A 19,201-nucleotide genomic window follows, 5' to 3' on the forward strand; every position below is an offset into this window, starting at 1 on the left:
CGCCTTAGGTCTTAGTCGTGTAACGCTCTGAAATGGGCGGCCATAGCGGGTGAAAGCCCCGTACACTCATGAGGTTACAACATGACTATTGGTGTAGTCGGTCGTAAGTGCGGTATGACCCGCATTTTCACCGAAGAAGGTGTCTCCATTCCGGTCACGGTCATTGAGATCGAGCCGAATCGCGTCACCCAGTTCAAAACTGAAGAGTCCGATGGCTATCGCGCAGTGCAGGTCACTGTCGGTGAGCGTCGTGCTTCCCGTGTCAGCAAGGCTCAGGCCGGTCACTTCGCTAAGGCGAATGTCGCGGCAGGTCGTACCGTCATGGAATTTCGTCTTGAAGAAGGCGAGTACCAGGCTGGCGATCTGATCAACGCTGAAATTTTCCAAGCTGGTCAACTGGTGGATGTCACCGGTCAGTCCAAGGGTAAAGGCTTTGCCGGTACCATCAAGCGTTGGAACTTCCGCGGCCAAGACAACACTCACGGTAACTCCGTGTCCCACCGTGTTCCGGGTTCCATTGGCCAGTGCCAGACTCCGGGTCGCGTCTTCAAGGGCAAGAAAATGTCCGGTCACATGGGTGCTGAGCGCGTGACTGTGCAGTCCCTGGAAGTAGTGCGCGTCGATGCTGAACGCAACCTGCTGTTGGTCAAGGGTGCCGTTCCTGGCGCTACTGGCGGCAACCTGGTTGTTCGTCCGGCAGCCAAGGCTCGCGGTTAAGGGGAAGCTGACATGCAATTAAATGTAAATGGCGCTCAAGCGATCGAAGTGTCCGAAGCGACCTTCGGTGGCGATTACAACGAGACCCTGGTTCACCAAGCAGTTGTGGCCTACATGGCCGGCGGCCGTCAGGGCAGCAAGCAGCAGAAGACTCGTTCCGACGTATCCGGTGGCGGTAAGCGCCCTTGGCGTCAGAAGGGTACTGGCCGTGCTCGTGCCGGTACCACTCGTGGTCCGATCTGGCGTGGCGGTGGTGTGACTTTCGCGGCTCGTCCGCAGAATCACGACCAGAAGCTGAACAAGAAGATGTATCGCGCTGCATTGCGTTCGATTCTTGCCGAGCTGGTACGTACTGATCGTCTGGTCGTGGTTGAAGATTTCAGCGTGGAAGCGCCGAAGACCAAAGACCTGCTGAACAAGCTGAATGGCATGGGCCTGACCGATGTACTGATCGTGTCCGATGCTATCGATGAAAATCTGTACCTGGCTGCTCGCAACCTGCCGCATGTCGATGTTCGTGACGTGCAGGGTTCCGATCCGGTCAGTCTGATCGCGTACGAAAAGGTGCTGGTCACCGTTTCTGCCGTGAAGAAATTCGAGGAGCTGCTGGGATGAACCAGGAACGCGTATTTAAAGTGCTGCTTGGCCCGCACGTCTCCGAGAAGGCTACGGTTCTGGCTGACAAGAAAGGTCAGTTCGTTTTCAAGGTTGCAATCGATGCAACCAAGCTGGAAATCAAGAAGGCCGTCGAAAGCCTGTTCAACGTGAATGTTGCAGCTGTTAATACCGTGAATGTTCTCGGTAAGAGCAAGCGCACCGCTCGCGGTCTGGGCAAGCGTAACGACTGGAAGAAGGCGATCATCTCCCTTCAGCCGGGTCAAGATCTCGATTTCGCCAGCAGTGCTGAGTAAGGAAGGGGTGCATCATGGCAATCGTTAAATGCAAACCGACTTCCGCTGGCCGCCGTTTTGTGGTCAAGGTGGTCAACAAGGAGCTGCACAAAGGCGCTCCTTACGCTCCGCTGCTCGAGAAGAAGTCGAAGACAGGCGGTCGTAACAACAATGGTCGGATCACTACCCGTCATATCGGTGGTGGCCACAAGCAGCATTACCGTCTGGTCGACTTCCGTCGCAACGACAAAGATGGCATTCCAGCCACTGTCGAGCGTATCGAATACGATCCGAACCGTACCGCACACATCGCTCTGCTGATGTATGCAGACGGCGAGCGTCGCTACATCATCGCCCCTAAGGGCGTGAGTGCTGGCGATCAGCTGGTAGCTGGCATCATGGCTCCGATCAAGCCGGGCAACAGTCTGCAACTGCGCAACATCCCAGTTGGTAGCACTGTTCACGGTATCGAACTGAAGCCGGGCAAAGGTGCTCAGATCGCTCGTTCCGCTGGTGCTTCGGCTCAGCTGATTGCGCGTGAAGGCGTCTACGTGACCCTGCGTCTGCGTTCCGGTGAAATGCGTAAAGTACTGGCCGAATGCCGTGCGACCCTGGGCGAAGTCTCGAACTCCGAGCACAGCCTGCGTTCGCTGGGTAAAGCTGGTGCCAAGCGCTGGCGTGGCGTTCGCCCAACCGTTCGTGGTGTTGCCATGAACCCGGTTGACCACCCACACGGTGGTGGTGAAGGTCGTACCTCTGGTGGTCGTCATCCGGTGTCTCCATGGGGCTTCCCGACTAAGGGCGCGAAGACTCGTGGTAACAAGCGCACCGATAACATGATCGTCCGTCGTCGCAAGTAAATAGAGGGATACGACAGTGCCACGTTCTCTGAAAAAAGGTCCTTTTATCGATCTTCACCTACTGAAGAAGATCGAAGTGGCGGTGGAAAAGAACGATCGCAAGCCGGTGAAAACCTGGTCGCGCCGTTCGATGATCCTGCCACAAATGGTCGGTCTGACCATCGCTGTACACAACGGTCGTCAACATGTCCCAGTTCTGGTGAACGAAGACATGGTCGGCCACAAACTGGGCGAATTTGCCGGCACTCGTACCTATCGTGGGCACGTGGCTGACAAGAAAGCCAAGCGTTAAGGGGTAGGGAAATGGAAGTAGCCGCTAAGTTGTCGGGCGCTCGAATCTCCGCCCAGAAAGCCCGCTTGGTCGCCGACCAGATCCGCGGGAAGAAGGTGGGCGAAGCGCTCAACCTGCTGGCTTTCAGCAGTAAGAAAGCCGCCGAGATCATCAAGAAAGTGCTGGAGTCGGCTGTAGCCAACGCCGAGCACAACGAAGGCGCAGATGTTGATGACCTCAAGGTCAGCACCGTTTTCGTCAACGAAGGGCGTTCGCTGAAGCGCATCATGCCGCGTGCCAAAGGCCGCGCTGATCGCATCGTCAAGCGGTCTTGCCATATCACTGTCAAGGTTGCGGACAAGTAACGGAGTCGATCAGATGGGTCAGAAAGTACATCCCATTGGCATTCGCCTGGGAATCGTCAAGGAGCACACCTCCGTCTGGTACGCCAGCGGTCGGACTTATGCGGACTATTTGTTCGCTGATCTGAAGGTGCGCGAGTATCTCCAAGACAAATTAAAAAGCGCGTCCGTAAGCCGGATCGACATTGCTCGCCCGGCTCAAACCGCACGCATCACCATCCACACTGCTCGTCCCGGTATCGTTATCGGTAAGAAAGGTGAAGATGTTGAGAAGCTGCGTCAGGACCTGACCAAGCAAATGGGTGTGCCTGTGCACATCAATATCGAAGAGATCCGCAAGCCGGAACTCGACGGTATGCTGGTTGCGCAGAGCGTAGCTCAGCAGCTGGAGCGTCGCGTGATGTTCCGTCGCGCCATGAAGCGCGCTGTACAGAACGCCATGCGTATTGGTGCCAAGGGCATCAAAATCCAAGTGAGCGGTCGTCTCGGCGGTGCTGAAATTGCCCGTACCGAATGGTATCGCGAAGGTCGTGTGCCGTTGCACACCCTGCGTGCCGATATCGACTATGCCACGTACGAAGCGCACACCACTTATGGTGTGATCGGTGTCAAGGTTTGGATCTTCAAAGGCGAAGTAATTGGTGGTCGCCACGAAGAGCTGAAACCGCAAGCACCCGCGCCTCGTAAAAAAGCTGCTAAGTAAGGGGTACGCCAAATGTTGCAACCAAAGCGTACGAAGTTCCGTAAGCAGATGACCGGCCACAACCGTGGCCTGGCTCAGCGCGGTAGCAAAGTCAGCTTCGGCGAGTTCGCCCTGAAGTCTGTTGCCCGCGGTCGTCTCACCGCCCGTCAGATCGAGTCCGCTCGTCGTGCTCTGACTCGTCACGTTAAGCGTGGCGGGAAAATCTGGATTCGCGTTTTCCCGGACAAGCCGGTTACCAAGAAGCCTCTCGAAGTGCGGATGGGTAAAGGGAAGGGTAGCGTTGAGTATTGGGTAGCCCAGATCCAGCCAGGCAAGGTCCTGTACGAGATCGAAGGCGTTTCCGAAGAGTTGGCGCGTGAGGCTTTCGCCCTGGCGGCTGCAAAGCTGCCACTCGCCACCACTTTTGTTAAGCGGACGGTGATGTGATGAAAGCGAATGAACTTCGTGAAAAATCAGCACAGCAGCTGAACGAGCAACTGCTCGGCCTGCTGCGCGACCAGTTCAATCTGCGTATGCAGAAAGCAACTGGCCAGTTGGGGCAGTCTCACCTGCTCTCGCAAGTTAAGCGCGACATCGCTCGTGTGAAAACTGTGCTCAACCAGCAGGCAGGTAAGTGATCATGGCTGAAGCCGAAAAAACAGTCCGTACGCTGACCGGCCGTGTCGTCAGCGACAAGATGGACAAGACCATCACCGTATTGATCGAGCGTCGCGTTAAGCACCCGATCTACGGCAAATATGTCAAGCGTTCGACCAAGCTGCACGCGCACGACGAAAGCAATCAGTGCCACATCGGTGACAAGGTTTCCATCCGTGAAACCCGTCCCGTTGCCAAGACCAAGTCCTGGGCACTGGTTGAAGTTCTCGAACGCGCAGTGGAAGTCTAAGGACTAGGGGTCGGAGAAATATATGATTCAGACTCAATCCATGCTCGACGTCGCTGACAACAGCGGTGCTCGTCGCGTTATGTGCATCAAGGTGCTGGGTGGTTCGCATCGCCGCTACGCTGGCATCGGCGACATCATCAAAGTCACCGTCAAGGAAGCAATTCCGCGCGGTAAAGTGAAGAAAGGCCAAGTGATGACTGCTGTCGTAGTCCGCACTCGTCACGGCGTTCGTCGCCCTGATGGCTCGATCATTCGCTTTGACGGCAACGCTGCTGTTCTGTTGAACAACAAGCAAGAGCCGATCGGCACCCGTATTTTTGGGCCAGTGACTCGTGAGCTTCGTACTGAGAAGTTCATGAAGATCGTCTCGCTCGCCCCTGAAGTGCTGTAAGGAGATCCGACATGCAAAAGATTCGTCGTGACGACGAGATCATCGTGATCGCCGGCAAAGACAAAGGTAAGCGTGGCAAGGTGCTCAAGGTTCTCGCTGACGACCGTCTGGTCGTTGGTGGGATCAACCTGGTGAAGCGCCATACCAAGCCGAACCCGATGTCGGGCGTTCAGGGCGGTATCGTCGAGAAAGAAGCGCCATTGCACGCTTCTAACGTGGCCATCTTCAATGGCGAAACCAACAAGGCTGATCGCGTTGGTTTCAAAGTAGAAGAAGGTAAGAAAATTCGTGTCTTCAAGTCGACCCAAAAAGCGGTTGATGCTTGAACACTGCTAGGTAGAAGACCATGGCACGACTAAAAGAGATTTACCGGAAAGAAATCGCGCCGAAGCTTAAGGAAGAACTTAAGCTCGCGAACGTGATGGAAGTTCCGCGCATCACCAAGATCACCCTGAACATGGGCCTGGGCGAAGCAATCGGTGACAAGAAAATCATCGAGCACGCTGTTGCCGACCTGGAAAAGATCACCGGTCAGAAAGTCGTTGTGACTCATGCCCGTAAGTCGATTGCAGGCTTCAAGGTTCGTGAAGGTTGGCCGATTGGCGTCAAGGTAACCCTGCGCCGCGAGCGTATGTACGAGTTCCTCGATCGTCTGCTGTCCATCTCCCTGCCTCGGGTTCGCGACTTCCGCGGCCTGAATGCCAAGTCCTTCGATGGTCGTGGCAACTACAGCATGGGCGTGAAAGAGCAGATCATCTTCCCGGAAATCGACTACGACAAAATCGATGCCCTGCGTGGTCTGGACATTACCCTGACCACCACTGCCCGTTCGGATGATGAAGGTCGCGCCTTGCTGCGTGCTTTCAAATTCCCGTTCCGCAACTGACTGGAGTTGGATCATGGCCAAAATGAGCATGAAAAACCGCGAGCTGAAGCGTCAGCAGACGGTAGCCAAGTACGCTAAGAAGCGTGCCGAGCTGAAAGCTACCATCGCCGATCTGAACGCCAGTCCGGAAGCGCGCTGGGAAGCTCAGATCGCACTGCAGAAGCAGCCGCGTGACGCCAGCGCCTCGCGCCTGCGTAACCGCTGCCGGATTACCGGTCGTCCGCACGGCGTTTATCGCAAGTTCGGTCTGTCGCGTATCAAGCTGCGTGAAGCTGCAATGCGTGGTGATGTACCAGGTCTGGTGAAAGCCAGCTGGTAAAAACGAAGCCGGCCTAGTGCCGGCTTTGTCTTATCTGTGAGTCAGGCCCCTTTGGGGCTTGATTCATTTTTGATCAGTCTCTAGAATGCTCGGCTCGCCTGAGCCTGGGTTCAATTTTCCAGAATTCTCAGCGACTGTAGCCGCAAGGCTAATTCTTTTTGTATCAGGAGCGTCTAGCCCATGAGTATGCAGGACCCGTTAGCGGACATGCTAACTCGTATCCGTAATGCCCAGATGGCTGAAAAGTCCGTCGTAAGCATGCCGTCTTCCACGTTGAAGGTGGCTGTAGCCAAAGTTTTGAAAGACGAAGGTTATATTGCGGGTTATCAGATCAGCGGTGAAGTTAAGCCGCAGCTGTCCATCGAGCTGAAATACTTCGAAGGCCGTCCAGTCATCGAAGAAGTGAAGCGCGTAAGCCGTCCAGGCCTTCGCCAATACAAATCCGTTGATGATCTGCCGAAAGTTCGTGGCGGTCTCGGGGTTTCCATCGTCTCCACCAACAAGGGTGTGATGACGGACCGCGCTGCGCGCGCTGCCGGTGTCGGCGGCGAAGTGCTTTGCACAGTGTTCTAAGGGGGGAATAAGCATGTCTCGCGTTGCTAAGAACCCCGTTACGCTGCCCGCTGGTGTTGAGGTCAAGCTCACTGGTCAGCAGCTGTCGGTAAAGGGTGCCAAGGGCACTCTCGAACTGAATGTTCACTCGTCCGTTGAAGTCCTGCAGGAAGCTGGTGAGCTGCGTTTCGCTGCTCGCAATGGCGATCAGCAGACTCGCGCCATGGCCGGCACTACTCGTGCACTGGTCAACAACATGGTAATCGGCGTTAGCACTGGCTTCGAGCGCAAGCTGCAGCTGGTCGGCGTAGGTTACAAGGCGCAAGCCAAAGGTCAGGTGCTGAACCTCGCTCTCGGCTTCTCCCATCCGATCGACTATGAGTTGCCGGACGGTGTGGTTGCTGAAACCCCGAACCAGACCGAGATCCTGATCAAGGGTGTCGACAAGCAACTGGTTGGTCAGGTCGCTGCGGAGATTCGTGACTTCCGTCGTCCTGAACCTTATAAGGGCAAAGGTGTTCGTTACGCAGACGAAGTCGTCCGCCGTAAAGAAGCCAAGAAGAAGTAGGGCATAGCAAATGACCGACAAAAAAGTTACTCGACTGCGTCGCGCTCGCAAGGCACGCCTGAAAATGCACGAGCTCGAAGCCGTGCGTCTCTGCGTGTATCGCTCTTCGCAGCACATCTATGCCCAGGTCATTTCGGCCGACGGCAGCAAGGTTCTGGCCAGCGCCTCGACCTTGGACAAAGCACTGCGTGACGGCGCCACTGGCAACGTCGACGCGGCCAAGAAAGTTGGCGAGCTGGTTGCCGAGCGTGCGAAAGCCGCTGGTGTGACTCAGGTTGCATTCGACCGTTCTGGCTTCAAGTACCACGGCCGCGTCAAGGCGCTGGCTGATGCTGCTCGTGAAGGCGGGCTGGAGTTCTAAGTTATGGCAAATAACGACCAAAAGCGCGACGAAGGCTATATCGAGAAGCTGGTACAGGTTAACCGCGTTGCCAAGACCGTTAAGGGTGGCCGTATCTTCACTTTCACCGCGTTGACCGTGGTAGGTGATGGTAAGGGTCGCGTCGGTTTCGGCCGTGGCAAGTCCCGTGAAGTGCCGGCCGCTATCCAGAAGGCTATGGAAGCTGCTCGTCGCAACATGATCCAGGTGGACCTGAACGGCACCACTCTGCAGTACGCGATGAAGTCTGCCCATGGTGCCTCCAAGGTGTACATGCAGCCGGCTTCCGAAGGTACCGGTATCATCGCTGGCGGTGCCATGCGTGCGGTCCTGGAAGTGGCGGGCGTGCAGAACGTTCTGGCCAAGTGCTACGGCTCGACCAATCCGGTGAACGTGGTACACGCCACCTTCAAGGGTTTGAAAGCTATGCAGTCGCCAGGTTCTGTTGCGGCCAAGCGTGGCAAGAGCGTCGAGGAGATTCTCTAATCATGGCTAATACCGTAAAAGTCACGCTGATCAAGAGCATGACCGGCCGTATCCCCAACCATAAACTCTGCGTTAAGGGTCTGGGGCTGCGTCGCATCGGTCACACCGTAGAAGTCCTGGATACTCCCGAGAATCGCGGGATGATCAACAAGGCTTACTACATGCTGCGAGTCGAGGGTTAATTCATGTACCTGAACGATCTGAGTCCTGCGCCGGGTTCCCGTCGCGAGAAGCACCGTCCGGGCCGTGGTATCGGTAGCGGTTTGGGTAAGACTGGTGGCCGCGGCCACAAAGGTCAGACCTCCCGCTCCGGTGGCACCATTGCTCCGGGTTTCGAAGGCGGCCAGCAGCCTCTGCACCGTCGTCTTCCCAAGTTCGGCTTCGTTTCCTTGAAAGCTATGGACCGCGCGCAAGTGCGTACCTCCGAGCTGAACAAGATCGAAGGCGGCATTGTTACTCTGCAGTCGCTGAAGGATGCCAACCTGATCAACCAAAACGTACAGCGTGTGAAAGTCATGCTGTCCGGTGAAGTTACTCAGGCAGTCACCCTTAAAGGTATCGCCGTCACCAAAGGTGCGCGCGCGGCTATCGAAGCAGCTGGCGGTAAGTTCGAGGAATAAATGGCTAAGCAAGGTGCTCTCTCAGCGCTCAGCAATGGCGGGTTATCCGAGCTCTGGGCTCGTCTGCGCTTTCTGTTCATGGCGATTATCGTCTATCGGATAGGCGCACACATCCCGGTGCCAGGTATCAACCCGGACCGGTTGGCGGACCTGTTTCGACAGAATGAGGGGACCATTCTTAGCTTGTTCAACATGTTTTCCGGCGGCGCGCTGGAGCGCATGAGCATCTTTGCATTGGGGATCATGCCGTACATTTCGGCGTCGATCATCATGCAGCTCATGACCGCTGTCAGCCCGCAGCTGGAGCAGTTGAAGAAGGAAGGTGAGGCTGGTCGTCGCAAGATCAGCCAATACACCCGCTACGGCACCCTCGTCCTGGCATTTGTCCAAGCCATCGGCATGTCCGTTGGTCTGGCCAGTCAGGGCGTCGCGTTTTCGGCTGATTTCGGCTTCCACTTCGTAGCAGTCACCACCTTCGTGGCGGGTGCGATGTTTATGATGTGGCTGGGCGAGCAAATCACCGAGCGTGGTGTCGGCAACGGTATTTCGATGCTGATCTTTGCAGGCATCGTGGCCGGTCTGCCGTCGGCGATCGGGCAGTCTTTCGAGTCTGCTCGGCAGGGCGATATCAATATCTTCGCCTTGATCGCCATCGGTTTGTTGGCAGTAGCGATCATCGGTTTCGTGGTGTTCATTGAGCGTGGTCAGCGCCGCATTGCGGTGCACTATGCCAAGCGTCAGCAGGGCCGCAAGGTGTTTGCTGCGCAGACCAGTCACTTGCCGCTGAAGGTGAACATGGCAGGGGTTATCCCGGCTATTTTCGCCAGTAGCCTTCTGTTGTTCCCGGCCTCGCTGGGTGCCTGGTTTGGTCAGTCCGAAGGTCTGGGCTGGCTGCAGGATATTTCGCAGGCTATCGCTCCAGGTCAGCCGTTGAACATCTTGCTGTTTAGTGCGGGGATCATTTTCTTCTGCTTCTTCTACACAGCCCTGATGTTCAACCCGAAAGACGTAGCGGAAAACCTGAAGAAGTCCGGTGCCTTTATTCCGGGTATCCGTCCGGGTGAGCAATCGGCGCGCTATATCGATGGCGTGTTGACCCGCTTGACCATGTTCGGTGCTCTGTACATGACGGCCGTGTGCCTGTTGCCCCAGTTCCTGGTGGTGGCTGCCAACGTACCGTTCTATCTTGGCGGGACCTCGTTGCTGATCGTGGTAGTGGTTGTGATGGACTTTATGTCGCAAGTACAATCGCACCTCGTTTCGCACCAGTACGAATCCCTGATGAAGAAAGCCAACCTGAAGGGCTACGGCAGCGGCATGCTGCGCTGAAGTCCATAAGGTTCGAGGAGTTGGTGATGAAAGTTCGTGCATCGGTGAAAAAGCTGTGCCGCAACTGCAAGATTATCCGTCGCGAAGGTGTTGTTCGCGTGATCTGCAGCGCGGAGCCACGTCACAAGCAGCGCCAAGGCTGAGTGTGAGTGAAGTGATAAGCCCGGCAGCTAGTGCGCTGCCGGGTTGATTATTTGTTTCTACAGCGTTAATATCTCGCGCCCTATTTCTTGGCTTCCGGGGCGTAGGTAGCTGTCAATTGGAGTTCCACTGAATGGCCCGTATTGCAGGCGTTAACATTCCGGATAACAAGCACACTGTTATCTCGCTGACCTACATCTTTGGTGTCGGTCGCACTACTGCACAGAAAGTCTGTGCTGCTGCCGGCGTGAATCCGGCTGCAAAGATCAAAGATCTCTCTGACGAGCAGATCGAGCAGCTGCGTGGCGAAGTAGCCAAGGTGAATACCGAAGGCGACCTGCGTCGTGAAGTGAACATGAAAATCAAGCGCTTGATGGACCTGGGTTGCTACCGCGGCCTGCGTCATCGTCGTGGTCTGCCGGTTCGCGGTCAGCGTACCAAGACCAACGCGCGTACCCGTAAGGGCCCGCGTAAGCCGATCCGCAAGTAATCGCATTCGCGCATCGACAGGAATCTAGTCATGGCAAAACCTGCTGCTCGTACTCGTAAGAAAGTCAAAAAGACGGTGGTTGATGGCATCGCCCACATCCACGCTTCTTTCAACAACACAATCGTGACCATTACTGACCGTCAGGGCAACGCCCTGTCCTGGGCTACCTCCGGTGGTTCGGGCTTCCGCGGCTCGCGTAAAAGCACCCCGTTCGCTGCCCAGGTGGCTGCAGAACGTGCTGGTCAAGCTGCGCTGGAATACGGCCTGAAGAACCTCGACGTCAACGTCAAGGGTCCCGGTCCGGGTCGTGAGTCCGCTGTCCGTGCTTTGAACGGTTGCGGCTATAAGATCGCCAGCATCACCGATGTGACGCCCATCCCGCATAACGGGTGCCGTCCTTCGAAGAAGCGTCGCGTGTAATCAGGAGACAGTGAGAAATGGCTCGTTACATTGGTCCCAAATGCAAACTGTCTCGTCGTGAAGGCACAGATCTTTTCCTGAAAAGCGGTGTACGCGCTCTGGAATCGAAGTGCAACATCGAAGCAGCCCCAGGTATTCACGGTCAGCGCCGTGGTCGTCAGTCCGACTACGGCACCCAGCTGCGTGAGAAACAAAAAGTTCGTCGTATCTACGGTGTGCTTGAGCGTCAATTCAGCGGTTATTACAAAGCAGCGGCCGGCAAGAAAGGCGCTACTGGTGAGAACCTGCTGCAACTGCTCGAATGCCGTCTGGATAACGTGGTTTATCGCATGGGCTTCGGCTCAACTCGCGCTGAATCCCGTCAGCTGGTATCGCACAAGTCGATCAGCGTAAACGGCAACACTGTAAACGTTCCGTCTTACCAGGTTAAAGCTGGCGACGTCGTTGCAATTCGCGAGAAGGCGAAGAATCAGCTGCGCATTGTTCAAGCTCTCGAGCTGTGTGCCCAGCGTGGCCGCGTTGAATGGGTAGAAGTAGACACTGAGAAGAAGTCTGGCGTGTTCAAAAGCGTCCCGGCTCGCAGTGATCTCTCCGCTGACATCAACGAAAGCCTGATTGTCGAGCTCTACTCCAAGTAAGGGCTAGAAAATAGGTGCATCCATGCAGATTTCGGTAAATGAGTTCCTGACCCCCCGTCACATTGATGTGCAGGTGGTCAGTTCTACCCGCGCCAAGATCACCCTCGAGCCGCTCGAGCGTGGTTTCGGCCATACCCTGGGCAACGCGCTGCGCCGCATTCTGTTGTCCTCCATGCCTGGCTGTGCAGTAGTCGAGGCCGAGATTGATGGCGTACTCCATGAGTACAGTGCCATCGAAGGTGTTCAGGAAGACGTCATTGAAATCCTGCTCAACCTGAAAGGTCTGGCTGTCAAGCTGCATGGTCGTGACGAAGTGACGCTGACTCTGGCGAAGAAGGGCTCGGGTGTAGTAACCGCTGCCGATATTCAGCTGGATCACGATGTCGAAATCGTCAATGGCGACCACGTAATCGCCAACCTGGCTTCCACTGGCGCGCTGAACATGAAGCTCACCGTAGCTCGTGGTCGCGGCTATGAGCCGGCTGACGCTCGTCAGAGCGATGAAGATGAAAGCCGCAGCATTGGTCGCTTGCAGCTGGATGCTTCGTTCAGCCCGGTACGCCGTGTGTCGTACGTGGTGGAAAACGCTCGTGTTGAGCAGCGTACCAACCTGGACAAGCTGGTTATTGACCTGGAAACCAACGGTACTCTGGATCCGGAAGAGGCTATCCGTCGTGCCGCAACCATTCTGCAACAGCAGTTGGCTGCGTTCGTCGACCTCAAAGGTGACAGTGAGCCTGTGGTAATCGAGCAGGAAGACGAGATTGATCCGATCCTGTTGCGTCCGGTTGATGACCTGGAACTGACCGTTCGTTCGGCCAACTGCCTCAAGGCAGAGAACATTTACTACATCGGCGATCTGATTCAGCGCACCGAAGTAGAACTGTTGAAAACGCCGAACCTGGGCAAGAAATCCCTGACTGAAATCAAGGATGTTCTGGCTTCTCGCGGTCTGTCCCTCGGTATGCGCCTCGACAACTGGCCGCCGGCAAGTCTGAAGAAAGACGATAAGGCGACTGCCTGATCGTCATCATCACCGAACGTCAGTTTGGTAAGGAATTGAACCATGCGTCATCGTAAAAGTGGCCGTCACCTCAGCCGCACCAGCGCACACCGTAAGGCCATGTTCCAGAACATGGCGGTATCGCTGTTCGAGCATGAGCTGATCAAAACTACTCTGCCGAAAGCCAAAGAGCTGCGTCGCGTTGCTGAGCCGCTGATTACTCTGGCTAAAGAAGACAGCGTTGCCAATCGTCGTCTGGCCTTCGATCGTACTCGCTCGAAAGCCATCGTCGGTAAGCTGTTCAACGATCTGGGCAAGCGCTACGCCACCCGTCAGGGCGGTTACCTGCGCATCCTCAAGTGCGGCTTCCGCACTGGCGACAATGCTCCGATGGCTTATGTTGAGCTGGTTGACCGTCCGGTCGCTGGTGCAGCTGTAGACGCTGAGTAAGTAGTAGGTTGTAGAAAAAACCGGGCCTTGGCCCGGTTTTTTTGTTTTTACAGTGAATAATATTCCGCACGTCGTGTTTGATATTGTGTGCATTGGCTGGCTCGGGTAAGGTTCGTGGGTCTTCCGTTCCCGCCGTATTGCGGCCCCTATAAGAACAATTGCACATCATGTCCGAACCTACTGCGCTGAGTCTGATTCCCCCTGCTGTCGTATTGATCCTGGCGGTCATGTTGCGGCGGCCCATCCTGGCCCTGGTCCTGGGTGCCATCTCCGGCTTGTTGCTGCTGTCACCGAGCGAGGCGTTGAACAACTTCTCCGCAATTTCCCTCAAGGTGATGCAGGACGAAACCATCGGCTGGTTGATCCTGGTCTGCGGCAGCTTCGGCGCGCTGATCGCCTTGCTCGTGCGTACCGGTGGTGCCTTGGCTTTCGGTCGTGCCGCGTTGACGCTGGCCAAGGGGCGGCGTTCCTCGCTGCTGATGACCTTTGCCCTCGGCGTGGTGATCTTCGTCGACGACTACCTCAATGCCCTGACCGTGGGCGAAACCATGAAGCGGGTCACCGACCGCTTCAGGATCTCCCGCGAGATGCTGGCCTATGTGGTGGACTCCACCGCGGCACCTATCTGCGTGCTGGTCCCCTTGTCGACCTGGGCGGTGTTCTTCGGCGGGCTGCTGGAGAACAACGATATCGCCGCCACTGGCGAGGGTATCAGTGTGTATATCCAGGCCATTCCCTACATGCTCTATGCCTGGTTTGCGGTGATTCTGGTGCTGCTGGTCGCCGCTGGCGTGGTGCCGGCGATTGGCCCCATGCGTAAAGCCGAGATGGCCGCGCGTCACGGTTCGGCCGGTGCCATGCATGTGGGGGAGCTGAGCCCCGAGCACAACTACTCGATGAAGTCGCTGGAAGAGGAGTTCGACGGGGCGGACAAGGAGGGCGGCAAGCTTTACAACTTCCTGGTACCGCTGCTGATGCTGATCGGCTTTACCATCTACTTCGATATCGATGTGTGGATGGGCATGCTGGCCACCCTGGCCATCACCGTGCCCTTCTACCTGCTGCAGCGCTTGATGCCCTTGTCGGAAATGCTCGATCAGATGGTCGATGGTTTCAAGACCATGCTGCCGGCCATCGGTATCGTGATTGCCGCCTTTATCTTCAAGGATGTGTGCGATCAGTTGATGCTGCCGCAATACGTGGTGGAGTCGCTCAAGCCCTATATGAGCCCGCAGATGCTACCCGCCATGGTATTCCTGTCCATGGCCGTGCTGGCCTTCGCCACGGGTTCATCCTGGGGCATCTTCGCCGTGACCATCCCCATCGTCATGCCTCTGGCCTATGCGCTGCAGGCGGATATCCCGCTGACCATCGGCGCACTGCTGTCGGCTTCGGCTTTCGGTAGCCAGGCCTGTTTCTATAGCGACTCGACCGTGCTGGCTGCCCAGGGTTCGGGTTGTAACCTGATCAGTCATGCTATCACCCAGCTGCCCTATACCCTGATCGCGGCAGGCCTGGCCTTTGTCGGTTTCATCCTGATCGCCTGAGTCAGTCGTGGATAAAGAAACGGGCCTGTTGGCCCGTTTTTTTATGCGAATAACGAAAGATAAAAACTATTGAGTTGTTACGCTTCATAAATTGGTTCCCCTGGCAAAGCGGGTCTAGTCTTGTTCCATTGTTGGCTGCAGACGATGGGCCGACCCGATGAGGAGAGAGGAGAGAACCATGTCGAACCCAGGTAAATGCCCGTTCAATCATGTCGCCGGCGGCGGTACGACCAACAGGGATTGGTGGCCGAACCAGTTGCGTGTGGATCTGCTGAATCAGCACTCGGAAAAGTCCAACCCGTTGGGTGATTTCAACTACGCCGAAGAATTCAAGAAACTCGACTACCAGGCACTCAAGGCGGATCTGGTCAAGCTGATGACCGATAGCCAGGACTGGTGGCCGGCCGACTTCGGTCATTACGGTCCGCAGATGATCCGTATGGCCTGGCACGCCGCCGGCACCTACCGCACCACCGATGGGCGCGGCGGCGGCGGTCGCGGCCAGCAGCGTTTCGCCCCGCTGAACTCCTGGCCGGACAACGTCAACATCGATAAATCACGCCGCCTGCTCTGGCCGATCAAGCAGAAGTACGGGCAGAAGATTTCCTGGGCCGACCTGTTGATCCTCGCCGGCAACGTGGCGCTCGAATCCATGGGCTTCCGCACCTTCGGCTTTGCTGGCGGTCGTGAAGACGTGTGGGAACCGGACCTGGATGTGAATTGGGGGGCGGAGATCGCCTGGCTGGGCGTGGACCCGGAACGCGTCACCGGCGATCGCGAGCTGACCGCGCCCTTCGGTGCCACCCATATGGGCCTGATTTATGTGAACCCGGAGGGGCCGAACGCCAGTGGTGACTACCTCGAGGCGGCCAAGGACATCCGCACCACCTTCAGTCGCATGGCCATGGACGACGAGGAAACCGTTGCCCTGATCGCCGGTGGTCATACCTTCGGCAAGGCTCACGGTGCCGCGCCGGAGTCGCACAAGGGGCCGGAGCCAGAAGCGGCACCGATCGAGGCCCAGGGCCTGGGCTGGGTCAGTAACTTCGGCAGCGGTCACGGTAAGGACAGCATCTCCAGTGGCATCGAAGTCACCTGGAGTAAGACCCCTACGCAGTGGAGCAACAACTTCTTCGAGAACCTGTTCAATTTCGAATGGGAGCTGACCCAGTCGCCTGCCGGTGCCAAGCAGTGGGTGGCCAAGGATGCGCCGGAGATCATTCCGGACGCGCATATCCCGGGCAAGTTTCACAAGCCGACCATGCTCACCACCGACCTGACCCTGCGTTTCGACCCGGAGTTCGGCAAGATATCCAAGCGCTTTCTGGACGATCCGCAGGCCTTCGCCGATGCCTTCGCCCGCGCCTGGTTCAAGCTGATCCATCGCGACATGGGGCCGAAGGCCCGCTACCTCGGTCCGGAAGTGCCGAAGGAGGACCTGATCTGGCAGGATCCGCTGCCAGCGGCCACGCATAACCCCAGCGCGGCCGATATTGCCGACCTCAAGGCCAGGATCGCGGCCTGTGGCTTGTCGGTGGGCGATCTGGTCTCGGTGGCCTGGGCTTCGGCTTCGACCTTCCGTGGTGGCGACAAGCGCGGTGGTGCCAACGGTGCGCGCCTGGCCCTGGCCCCGCAGAAGGACTGGGCGGTCAACCAGCGGGCGATCAAGGCGCTAGGCAAGCTGGTGGAGATTCAACAGGCGTCGGCCAAGGCCTCCTTGGCCGACGTAATAGTGCTGGCGGGTAACGTCGGCGTGGAACAGGCCGCCAAGGCCGCCGGAGTCAGTGTGGATGTGCCGTTCGCGCCCGGCCGGGTCGATGCCCGCCAGGATCAGACCGATGTCGAGGCCTTCGATCTGCTCGAGCCCGTCGCCGACGGCTTCCGCAACTACTGCAAGGGCAAGCTCGGCGTGCCGACCGAGACCCTGCTGGTCGACAAGGCCCAGTTGCTGACGCTGAGTGCGCCGGAACTGACCGCGCTGGTCGGTGGCCTGCGCGTACTGGGGGCCAACCATGACGGCAGCCTGCATGGCGTGTTCACCGGCAAGGTCGGGGTGTTGAGCAACGACTTCTTCGTCAACCTGCTGGACATGGGCACCGAGTGGAAGGCAGTGGGTGGCGACGGGGAGTTGTTCGAGGGCAAGGATCATAAGAGCGGCCAGGTGAAGTTCACCGGTACCCGCAGCGACCTGGTCTTCGGTTCCAACTCGGTGCTGCGTGCCTACGCCGAGGTCTACGCCAGCGCCGACGGCAAGGAGAAGCTGATCAAGGACTTCGTTGCCGCCTGGACCAAGGTGATGAACCTGGACCGCTTCGACCTCGCTTGAGCCGCGGCCGGTGGCGCGCCCTGTACGCGCCACCGGGGGCTTCCACCCCCTCGTGCAGTGCCTCCCTTTGTGGAGGCGCTGTGCTTTTCCCTTGACCCGAAGGGGCGGGATGCGCAGCATGCGCGGCATTCCAGCGGATAGTGCAAGGACTCCAGGCATGCAGGGCCATATCGAAGTTATCGATTATTTGAAAATGCTGCTCAAGGGCGAGCTGGCGGCGCGCGATCAGTACTTTATCCACTCGCGTCTGTACGAGGACATGGGCTTCGCCAAGCTCCATGAGCGGATCAACCACGAAATGGAGGAGGAGACCCAGCACGCCGACGCCATCCTCAAGCGCATCCTGTTTCTCGAAGGCCTGCCGGATATGGTTCCGGACAGCTTCAGCTTCGGCCAGACGGTGCCGGAGATGCTCAAGCTCGATCTGGCCCTGGAATACCAGGTGCGCGCGGCCTTGAGCAAGGGTATCGAGCTGTGTGAGCAGCACCAGGACTACCAGACCCGCGATATCCTCCTGGTGCAGCTCAAGGACACCGAGGAGGATCATGCCTACTGGCTGGAAATCCAGCTGGGGCTGATCGACAGGCTGGGCCTGGAGAACTACCTGCAGAGCCAGATGTAGGCGTATCGCTTGCAGCCAAAAGCCCCGAAATGATCGGGGCTTTTTTAATGGTGCCGCTATTCGTCGTGCGGGTTGGCCAGGGGCTCGTCGACTTCCTGGCCGGGGCGCAGCAGGTGATCCGCCTCGGCCGGATCCTGGGTCAGCAGGCTGCCGTCGGCGCTGGCCAGCAGCAGGGCTTCGAGCATTTCCCTGACGTTGTTGCGCAACATGCCGATGGACTTCTGGCCGCGGCTGTTGAGCCCGGTTATTTCCATCAGGATGCTGCCACCCAGTGGGCCCTCGGCCCCCTTGGCCAGGCTCTCGCTGGCCAGCAGCGCATAGGCGTTGCGGGCAATGCCGGGTTCGCCGCCGCCACGGCGAATGCTGCCGTCCGGGCGCTGGTAGAAGTAGTTGCTGACTTCCATATGGCCGATTTGCATGGAACGCTTTTTCATCACCAGGGCCATCTGCTTCGACAGGTCGACCGCCTCCTGAGCAACCTCGGCGTGGGTCGGCCAGGCGATGGAGGCGGTTATCTGGCGTCCGGGACGATTGGCCTCGGGGTCGGCGTCGTCGAGTACCACGGCCGGGTTCTGGTTGTGTACATCGACCATCCACATGGGTTGATAGCGGTCATAGGCGCTGCGTACCGCCAGGGCTTCCGGCACCGGGTTGCGGCCTGGATTGAAATGCGCCTGCTCGGCCAGCCCCGGATTGCACAGCACCTGGGTGCTCTGGCTCCAGTCCGGCCAGTGGTAGCGGTTGATGTCGTAGCTCCATTGGCGCGGCCCCTCTTCGGGGCTATAGGCGGTGACATTGGCACCCAGGCCCTGGTCGAGCTTGCTCGGGTCCAGGCTGCCGTCGGCGCGTAGGCAGCTGGCGCTGGTTTGCGGCGCGCTGAAATCGATATTGCCGCGGGTGGCCAGTGCGGTGCCGTCTGGATTGACCCGGGGAATAAACAGCACTTGCAGGTTGGCCAGCACCTGCTCGGCGAACGAGCCGCCGGCCGCCAGCTGGCGGATCAGGTCGAGGGCCGCTTCGGTGCCGTGGGGCTCATTGCCGTGCTGCTGGGTGATGATCATCACCGCGGGGTTATCCGGCTTACCCAGGCGCGCCAGCCAGATCGGCTGGCCTTCGCCGCTGGTGCCGGTCTGTTCGAGGCTGAGCACGCCGCCGGAGCGGCGCGCCACGCCGGCGAGTTGCTCATACAGCTGAGCATTGCTCATAAAGCCTTCGAGCGAGACCTGCTGTTGTTCGTTGAGCCAGGGGCCATTGGGTTGGGCGGCAGCGGCAAGCGCTGGGGTAAGACCTGCTCCGAGCAGGAGGGTGGCAAACGTCAGGCGCATCGGGAACTCTCCTTGTAGAA

31 protein-coding genes are annotated in these 19,201 nt (G+C 57.9%); 30 read left to right on the forward strand and 1 reads right to left on the reverse strand.

Features of this window, described 5'->3' with window-relative positions:
• The first annotated feature begins 81 nt into the window (after positions 1–81).
• The 30 genes from rplC (at position 82) to bfr (ending at position 17,856) form a co-directional block, all read left to right on the forward strand.
• Complete coding sequence (rplC, locus tag AACY13_RS09365) at positions 82–717, forward strand: 50S ribosomal protein L3 (protein ID WP_090505796.1); 636 nt, start codon at positions 82–84, stop codon at positions 715–717.
• A gap of 12 nt (positions 718–729) precedes the next feature.
• On the forward strand, positions 730–1,332 hold the full coding sequence (rplD, locus tag AACY13_RS09370) for a 50S ribosomal protein L4 (RefSeq protein ID WP_172149917.1): 603 nt from the start codon (positions 730–732) through the stop codon (positions 1,330–1,332).
• Positions 1,329–1,628, forward strand: coding sequence for a 50S ribosomal protein L23 (gene rplW, locus AACY13_RS09375; RefSeq protein WP_339461001.1), 300 nt, complete (start codon positions 1,329–1,331; stop codon positions 1,626–1,628). The genes rplD and rplW overlap by 4 nt, the downstream gene beginning before the upstream one ends.
• Positions 1,629–1,642: 14 nt before the next feature.
• Positions 1,643–2,467 (forward strand): 50S ribosomal protein L2, encoded by an 825-nt coding sequence (gene rplB, locus AACY13_RS09380; protein ID WP_325508427.1) that lies wholly within the window; start codon positions 1,643–1,645, stop codon positions 2,465–2,467.
• A gap of 16 nt (positions 2,468–2,483) precedes the next feature.
• Entirely contained in the window at positions 2,484–2,759 is a 276-nt protein-coding gene (gene rpsS / locus AACY13_RS09385; RefSeq protein WP_010486981.1) for a 30S ribosomal protein S19, read from the forward strand.
• An 11-nt stretch (positions 2,760–2,770) separates the two neighbouring features.
• Positions 2,771–3,103, forward strand: a complete 333-nt coding sequence (gene rplV / locus AACY13_RS09390) for a 50S ribosomal protein L22 (RefSeq protein ID WP_003210077.1) — start codon at positions 2,771–2,773, stop codon at positions 3,101–3,103.
• A 13-nt stretch (positions 3,104–3,116) separates the two neighbouring features.
• A complete protein-coding gene (gene rpsC / locus AACY13_RS09395) occupies positions 3,117–3,803 on the forward strand; it encodes a 30S ribosomal protein S3 (RefSeq protein WP_305624932.1) in 687 nt (228 codons plus the stop codon).
• A 12-nt stretch (positions 3,804–3,815) separates the two neighbouring features.
• A complete protein-coding gene (gene rplP, locus AACY13_RS09400; protein WP_042552939.1) occupies positions 3,816–4,229 on the forward strand; it encodes a 50S ribosomal protein L16 in 414 nt (137 codons plus the stop codon).
• Positions 4,229–4,420 carry a 50S ribosomal protein L29 gene (gene rpmC / locus AACY13_RS09405; protein WP_002555481.1) on the forward strand — a complete coding sequence of 64 codons (192 nt, stop codon included), beginning with the start codon at positions 4,229–4,231 and terminating at the stop codon, positions 4,418–4,420. Before rplP ends, rpmC begins: the two co-directional genes overlap by 1 nt.
• Positions 4,421–4,422: 2 nt before the next feature.
• Positions 4,423–4,689, forward strand: a complete 267-nt coding sequence (gene rpsQ, locus AACY13_RS09410) for a 30S ribosomal protein S17 (RefSeq protein WP_025167719.1) — start codon at positions 4,423–4,425, stop codon at positions 4,687–4,689.
• 22 nt (positions 4,690–4,711) lie between these two features.
• A complete protein-coding gene (gene rplN, locus AACY13_RS09415; protein WP_003281831.1) occupies positions 4,712–5,080 on the forward strand; it encodes a 50S ribosomal protein L14 in 369 nt (122 codons plus the stop codon).
• A gap of 11 nt (positions 5,081–5,091) precedes the next feature.
• A complete protein-coding gene (gene rplX, locus AACY13_RS09420) occupies positions 5,092–5,406 on the forward strand; it encodes a 50S ribosomal protein L24 (protein ID WP_008374158.1) in 315 nt (104 codons plus the stop codon).
• Positions 5,407–5,426: 20 nt separating this feature from the next.
• Positions 5,427–5,966, forward strand: coding sequence for a 50S ribosomal protein L5 (gene rplE / locus AACY13_RS09425; protein WP_339461009.1), 540 nt, complete (start codon positions 5,427–5,429; stop codon positions 5,964–5,966).
• 13 nt (positions 5,967–5,979) lie between these two features.
• Entirely contained in the window at positions 5,980–6,285 is a 306-nt protein-coding gene (rpsN, locus tag AACY13_RS09430) for a 30S ribosomal protein S14 (RefSeq protein ID WP_339461011.1), read from the forward strand.
• Between the two features lie 180 nt (positions 6,286–6,465).
• Positions 6,466–6,858 (forward strand): 30S ribosomal protein S8, encoded by a 393-nt coding sequence (gene rpsH / locus AACY13_RS09435; RefSeq protein ID WP_069519903.1) that lies wholly within the window; start codon positions 6,466–6,468, stop codon positions 6,856–6,858.
• Positions 6,859–6,871: 13 nt separating this feature from the next.
• Positions 6,872–7,405, forward strand: coding sequence for a 50S ribosomal protein L6 (rplF, locus tag AACY13_RS09440; protein ID WP_339461012.1), 534 nt, complete (start codon positions 6,872–6,874; stop codon positions 7,403–7,405).
• Positions 7,406–7,415: 10 nt separating this feature from the next.
• On the forward strand, positions 7,416–7,766 hold the full coding sequence (rplR, locus tag AACY13_RS09445; protein WP_003293038.1) for a 50S ribosomal protein L18: 351 nt from the start codon (positions 7,416–7,418) through the stop codon (positions 7,764–7,766).
• Positions 7,767–7,769: 3 nt separating this feature from the next.
• Positions 7,770–8,270, forward strand: coding sequence for a 30S ribosomal protein S5 (rpsE, locus tag AACY13_RS09450; RefSeq protein ID WP_305623294.1), 501 nt, complete (start codon positions 7,770–7,772; stop codon positions 8,268–8,270).
• A gap of 2 nt (positions 8,271–8,272) precedes the next feature.
• The gene (gene rpmD, locus AACY13_RS09455; RefSeq protein ID WP_079204534.1) at positions 8,273–8,452 is read left to right on the forward strand and encodes a 50S ribosomal protein L30; all 180 of its coding nucleotides are present in this window, start codon (positions 8,273–8,275) and stop codon (positions 8,450–8,452) included.
• Positions 8,453–8,455: 3 nt separating this feature from the next.
• Positions 8,456–8,890, forward strand: a complete 435-nt coding sequence (rplO, locus tag AACY13_RS09460; protein WP_090243121.1) for a 50S ribosomal protein L15 — start codon at positions 8,456–8,458, stop codon at positions 8,888–8,890.
• Positions 8,891–10,219 (forward strand): preprotein translocase subunit SecY, encoded by a 1,329-nt coding sequence (secY, locus tag AACY13_RS09465; protein WP_325508404.1) that lies wholly within the window; start codon positions 8,891–8,893, stop codon positions 10,217–10,219.
• Between the two features lie 26 nt (positions 10,220–10,245).
• Positions 10,246–10,362 carry a 50S ribosomal protein L36 gene (gene rpmJ / locus AACY13_RS09470; protein ID WP_002555468.1) on the forward strand — a complete coding sequence of 39 codons (117 nt, stop codon included), beginning with the start codon at positions 10,246–10,248 and terminating at the stop codon, positions 10,360–10,362.
• 131 nt (positions 10,363–10,493) lie between these two features.
• Entirely contained in the window at positions 10,494–10,850 is a 357-nt protein-coding gene (gene rpsM / locus AACY13_RS09475; RefSeq protein WP_325508401.1) for a 30S ribosomal protein S13, read from the forward strand.
• A 30-nt stretch (positions 10,851–10,880) separates the two neighbouring features.
• On the forward strand, positions 10,881–11,270 hold the full coding sequence (gene rpsK / locus AACY13_RS09480) for a 30S ribosomal protein S11 (protein ID WP_013789773.1): 390 nt from the start codon (positions 10,881–10,883) through the stop codon (positions 11,268–11,270).
• Between the two features lie 17 nt (positions 11,271–11,287).
• Positions 11,288–11,908, forward strand: coding sequence for a 30S ribosomal protein S4 (gene rpsD / locus AACY13_RS09485; RefSeq protein WP_136665574.1), 621 nt, complete (start codon positions 11,288–11,290; stop codon positions 11,906–11,908).
• Positions 11,909–11,930: 22 nt separating this feature from the next.
• On the forward strand, positions 11,931–12,932 hold the full coding sequence (locus AACY13_RS09490; RefSeq protein WP_269380818.1) for a DNA-directed RNA polymerase subunit alpha: 1,002 nt from the start codon (positions 11,931–11,933) through the stop codon (positions 12,930–12,932).
• A 42-nt stretch (positions 12,933–12,974) separates the two neighbouring features.
• A complete protein-coding gene (gene rplQ / locus AACY13_RS09495; RefSeq protein WP_069519894.1) occupies positions 12,975–13,361 on the forward strand; it encodes a 50S ribosomal protein L17 in 387 nt (128 codons plus the stop codon).
• A gap of 167 nt (positions 13,362–13,528) precedes the next feature.
• Positions 13,529–14,908, forward strand: coding sequence for a Na+/H+ antiporter NhaC family protein (locus tag AACY13_RS09500; protein ID WP_339461019.1), 1,380 nt, complete (start codon positions 13,529–13,531; stop codon positions 14,906–14,908).
• Positions 14,909–15,086: 178 nt separating this feature from the next.
• On the forward strand, positions 15,087–17,234 hold the full coding sequence (gene katG / locus AACY13_RS09505) for a catalase/peroxidase HPI (RefSeq protein ID WP_339461021.1): 2,148 nt from the start codon (positions 15,087–15,089) through the stop codon (positions 17,232–17,234).
• A 157-nt stretch (positions 17,235–17,391) separates the two neighbouring features.
• Complete coding sequence (gene bfr / locus AACY13_RS09510) at positions 17,392–17,856, forward strand: bacterioferritin (protein ID WP_339461023.1); 465 nt, start codon at positions 17,392–17,394, stop codon at positions 17,854–17,856.
• Between the two features lie 56 nt (positions 17,857–17,912).
• On the opposite strand, the gene AACY13_RS09515 is transcribed toward bfr, so the two are convergent.
• Positions 17,913–19,181, reverse strand: a complete 1,269-nt coding sequence (locus AACY13_RS09515) for a M14 family zinc carboxypeptidase (RefSeq protein WP_339461024.1) — start codon at positions 19,179–19,181, stop codon at positions 17,913–17,915.
• Positions 19,182–19,201 lie beyond the last annotated feature (20 nt).

The organism is Pseudomonas sp. EA_105y_Pfl2_R69 (genome assembly GCF_963970915.1).
In the GTDB taxonomy this organism is placed as follows: domain Bacteria; phylum Pseudomonadota; class Gammaproteobacteria; order Pseudomonadales; family Pseudomonadaceae; genus Aquipseudomonas.

Bases quoted from the DNA above. Each gene is read 5' to 3' on its own strand.
- rplC (WP_090505796.1), top strand. From the start codon at position 82: ATGACTATTGGTGTAGTCGGTCGTAAGTGCGGTATGACCCGCATTTTC.
- rplO (WP_090243121.1), top strand. From the start codon at position 8,456: ATGTACCTGAACGATCTGAGTCCTGCGCCGGGTTCCCGTCGCGAGAAG.
- AACY13_RS09515 (WP_339461024.1), bottom strand. From the start codon at position 19,181: ATGCGCCTGACGTTTGCCACCCTCCTGCTCGGAGCAGGTCTTACCCCA.
- rpsQ (WP_025167719.1), top strand. From the start codon at position 4,423: ATGGCTGAAGCCGAAAAAACAGTCCGTACGCTGACCGGCCGTGTCGTC.
- rplE (WP_339461009.1), top strand. From the start codon at position 5,427: ATGGCACGACTAAAAGAGATTTACCGGAAAGAAATCGCGCCGAAGCTT.
- AACY13_RS09490 (WP_269380818.1), top strand. From the start codon at position 11,931: ATGCAGATTTCGGTAAATGAGTTCCTGACCCCCCGTCACATTGATGTG.
- bfr (WP_339461023.1), top strand. From the start codon at position 17,392: ATGCAGGGCCATATCGAAGTTATCGATTATTTGAAAATGCTGCTCAAG.
- AACY13_RS09500 (WP_339461019.1), top strand. From the start codon at position 13,529: ATGTCCGAACCTACTGCGCTGAGTCTGATTCCCCCTGCTGTCGTATTG.
- rplQ (WP_069519894.1), top strand. From the start codon at position 12,975: ATGCGTCATCGTAAAAGTGGCCGTCACCTCAGCCGCACCAGCGCACAC.
- rpsK (WP_013789773.1), top strand. From the start codon at position 10,881: ATGGCAAAACCTGCTGCTCGTACTCGTAAGAAAGTCAAAAAGACGGTG.
- katG (WP_339461021.1), top strand. From the start codon at position 15,087: ATGTCGAACCCAGGTAAATGCCCGTTCAATCATGTCGCCGGCGGCGGT.
- rplP (WP_042552939.1), top strand. From the start codon at position 3,816: ATGTTGCAACCAAAGCGTACGAAGTTCCGTAAGCAGATGACCGGCCAC.
- rpmJ (WP_002555468.1), top strand. From the start codon at position 10,246: ATGAAAGTTCGTGCATCGGTGAAAAAGCTGTGCCGCAACTGCAAGATT.
- rplB (WP_325508427.1), top strand. From the start codon at position 1,643: ATGGCAATCGTTAAATGCAAACCGACTTCCGCTGGCCGCCGTTTTGTG.
- rplR (WP_003293038.1), top strand. From the start codon at position 7,416: ATGACCGACAAAAAAGTTACTCGACTGCGTCGCGCTCGCAAGGCACGC.
- rpsN (WP_339461011.1), top strand. From the start codon at position 5,980: ATGGCCAAAATGAGCATGAAAAACCGCGAGCTGAAGCGTCAGCAGACG.
- rplD (WP_172149917.1), top strand. From the start codon at position 730: ATGCAATTAAATGTAAATGGCGCTCAAGCGATCGAAGTGTCCGAAGCG.
- rpsD (WP_136665574.1), top strand. From the start codon at position 11,288: ATGGCTCGTTACATTGGTCCCAAATGCAAACTGTCTCGTCGTGAAGGC.
- rplV (WP_003210077.1), top strand. From the start codon at position 2,771: ATGGAAGTAGCCGCTAAGTTGTCGGGCGCTCGAATCTCCGCCCAGAAA.
- rpmC (WP_002555481.1), top strand. From the start codon at position 4,229: ATGAAAGCGAATGAACTTCGTGAAAAATCAGCACAGCAGCTGAACGAG.
- rplF (WP_339461012.1), top strand. From the start codon at position 6,872: ATGTCTCGCGTTGCTAAGAACCCCGTTACGCTGCCCGCTGGTGTTGAG.
- rplW (WP_339461001.1), top strand. From the start codon at position 1,329: ATGAACCAGGAACGCGTATTTAAAGTGCTGCTTGGCCCGCACGTCTCC.
- rpsM (WP_325508401.1), top strand. From the start codon at position 10,494: ATGGCCCGTATTGCAGGCGTTAACATTCCGGATAACAAGCACACTGTT.
- rpsH (WP_069519903.1), top strand. From the start codon at position 6,466: ATGAGTATGCAGGACCCGTTAGCGGACATGCTAACTCGTATCCGTAAT.
- rpsC (WP_305624932.1), top strand. From the start codon at position 3,117: ATGGGTCAGAAAGTACATCCCATTGGCATTCGCCTGGGAATCGTCAAG.
- rpmD (WP_079204534.1), top strand. From the start codon at position 8,273: ATGGCTAATACCGTAAAAGTCACGCTGATCAAGAGCATGACCGGCCGT.
- rplX (WP_008374158.1), top strand. From the start codon at position 5,092: ATGCAAAAGATTCGTCGTGACGACGAGATCATCGTGATCGCCGGCAAA.
- rpsE (WP_305623294.1), top strand. From the start codon at position 7,770: ATGGCAAATAACGACCAAAAGCGCGACGAAGGCTATATCGAGAAGCTG.
- rplN (WP_003281831.1), top strand. From the start codon at position 4,712: ATGATTCAGACTCAATCCATGCTCGACGTCGCTGACAACAGCGGTGCT.
- secY (WP_325508404.1), top strand. From the start codon at position 8,891: ATGGCTAAGCAAGGTGCTCTCTCAGCGCTCAGCAATGGCGGGTTATCC.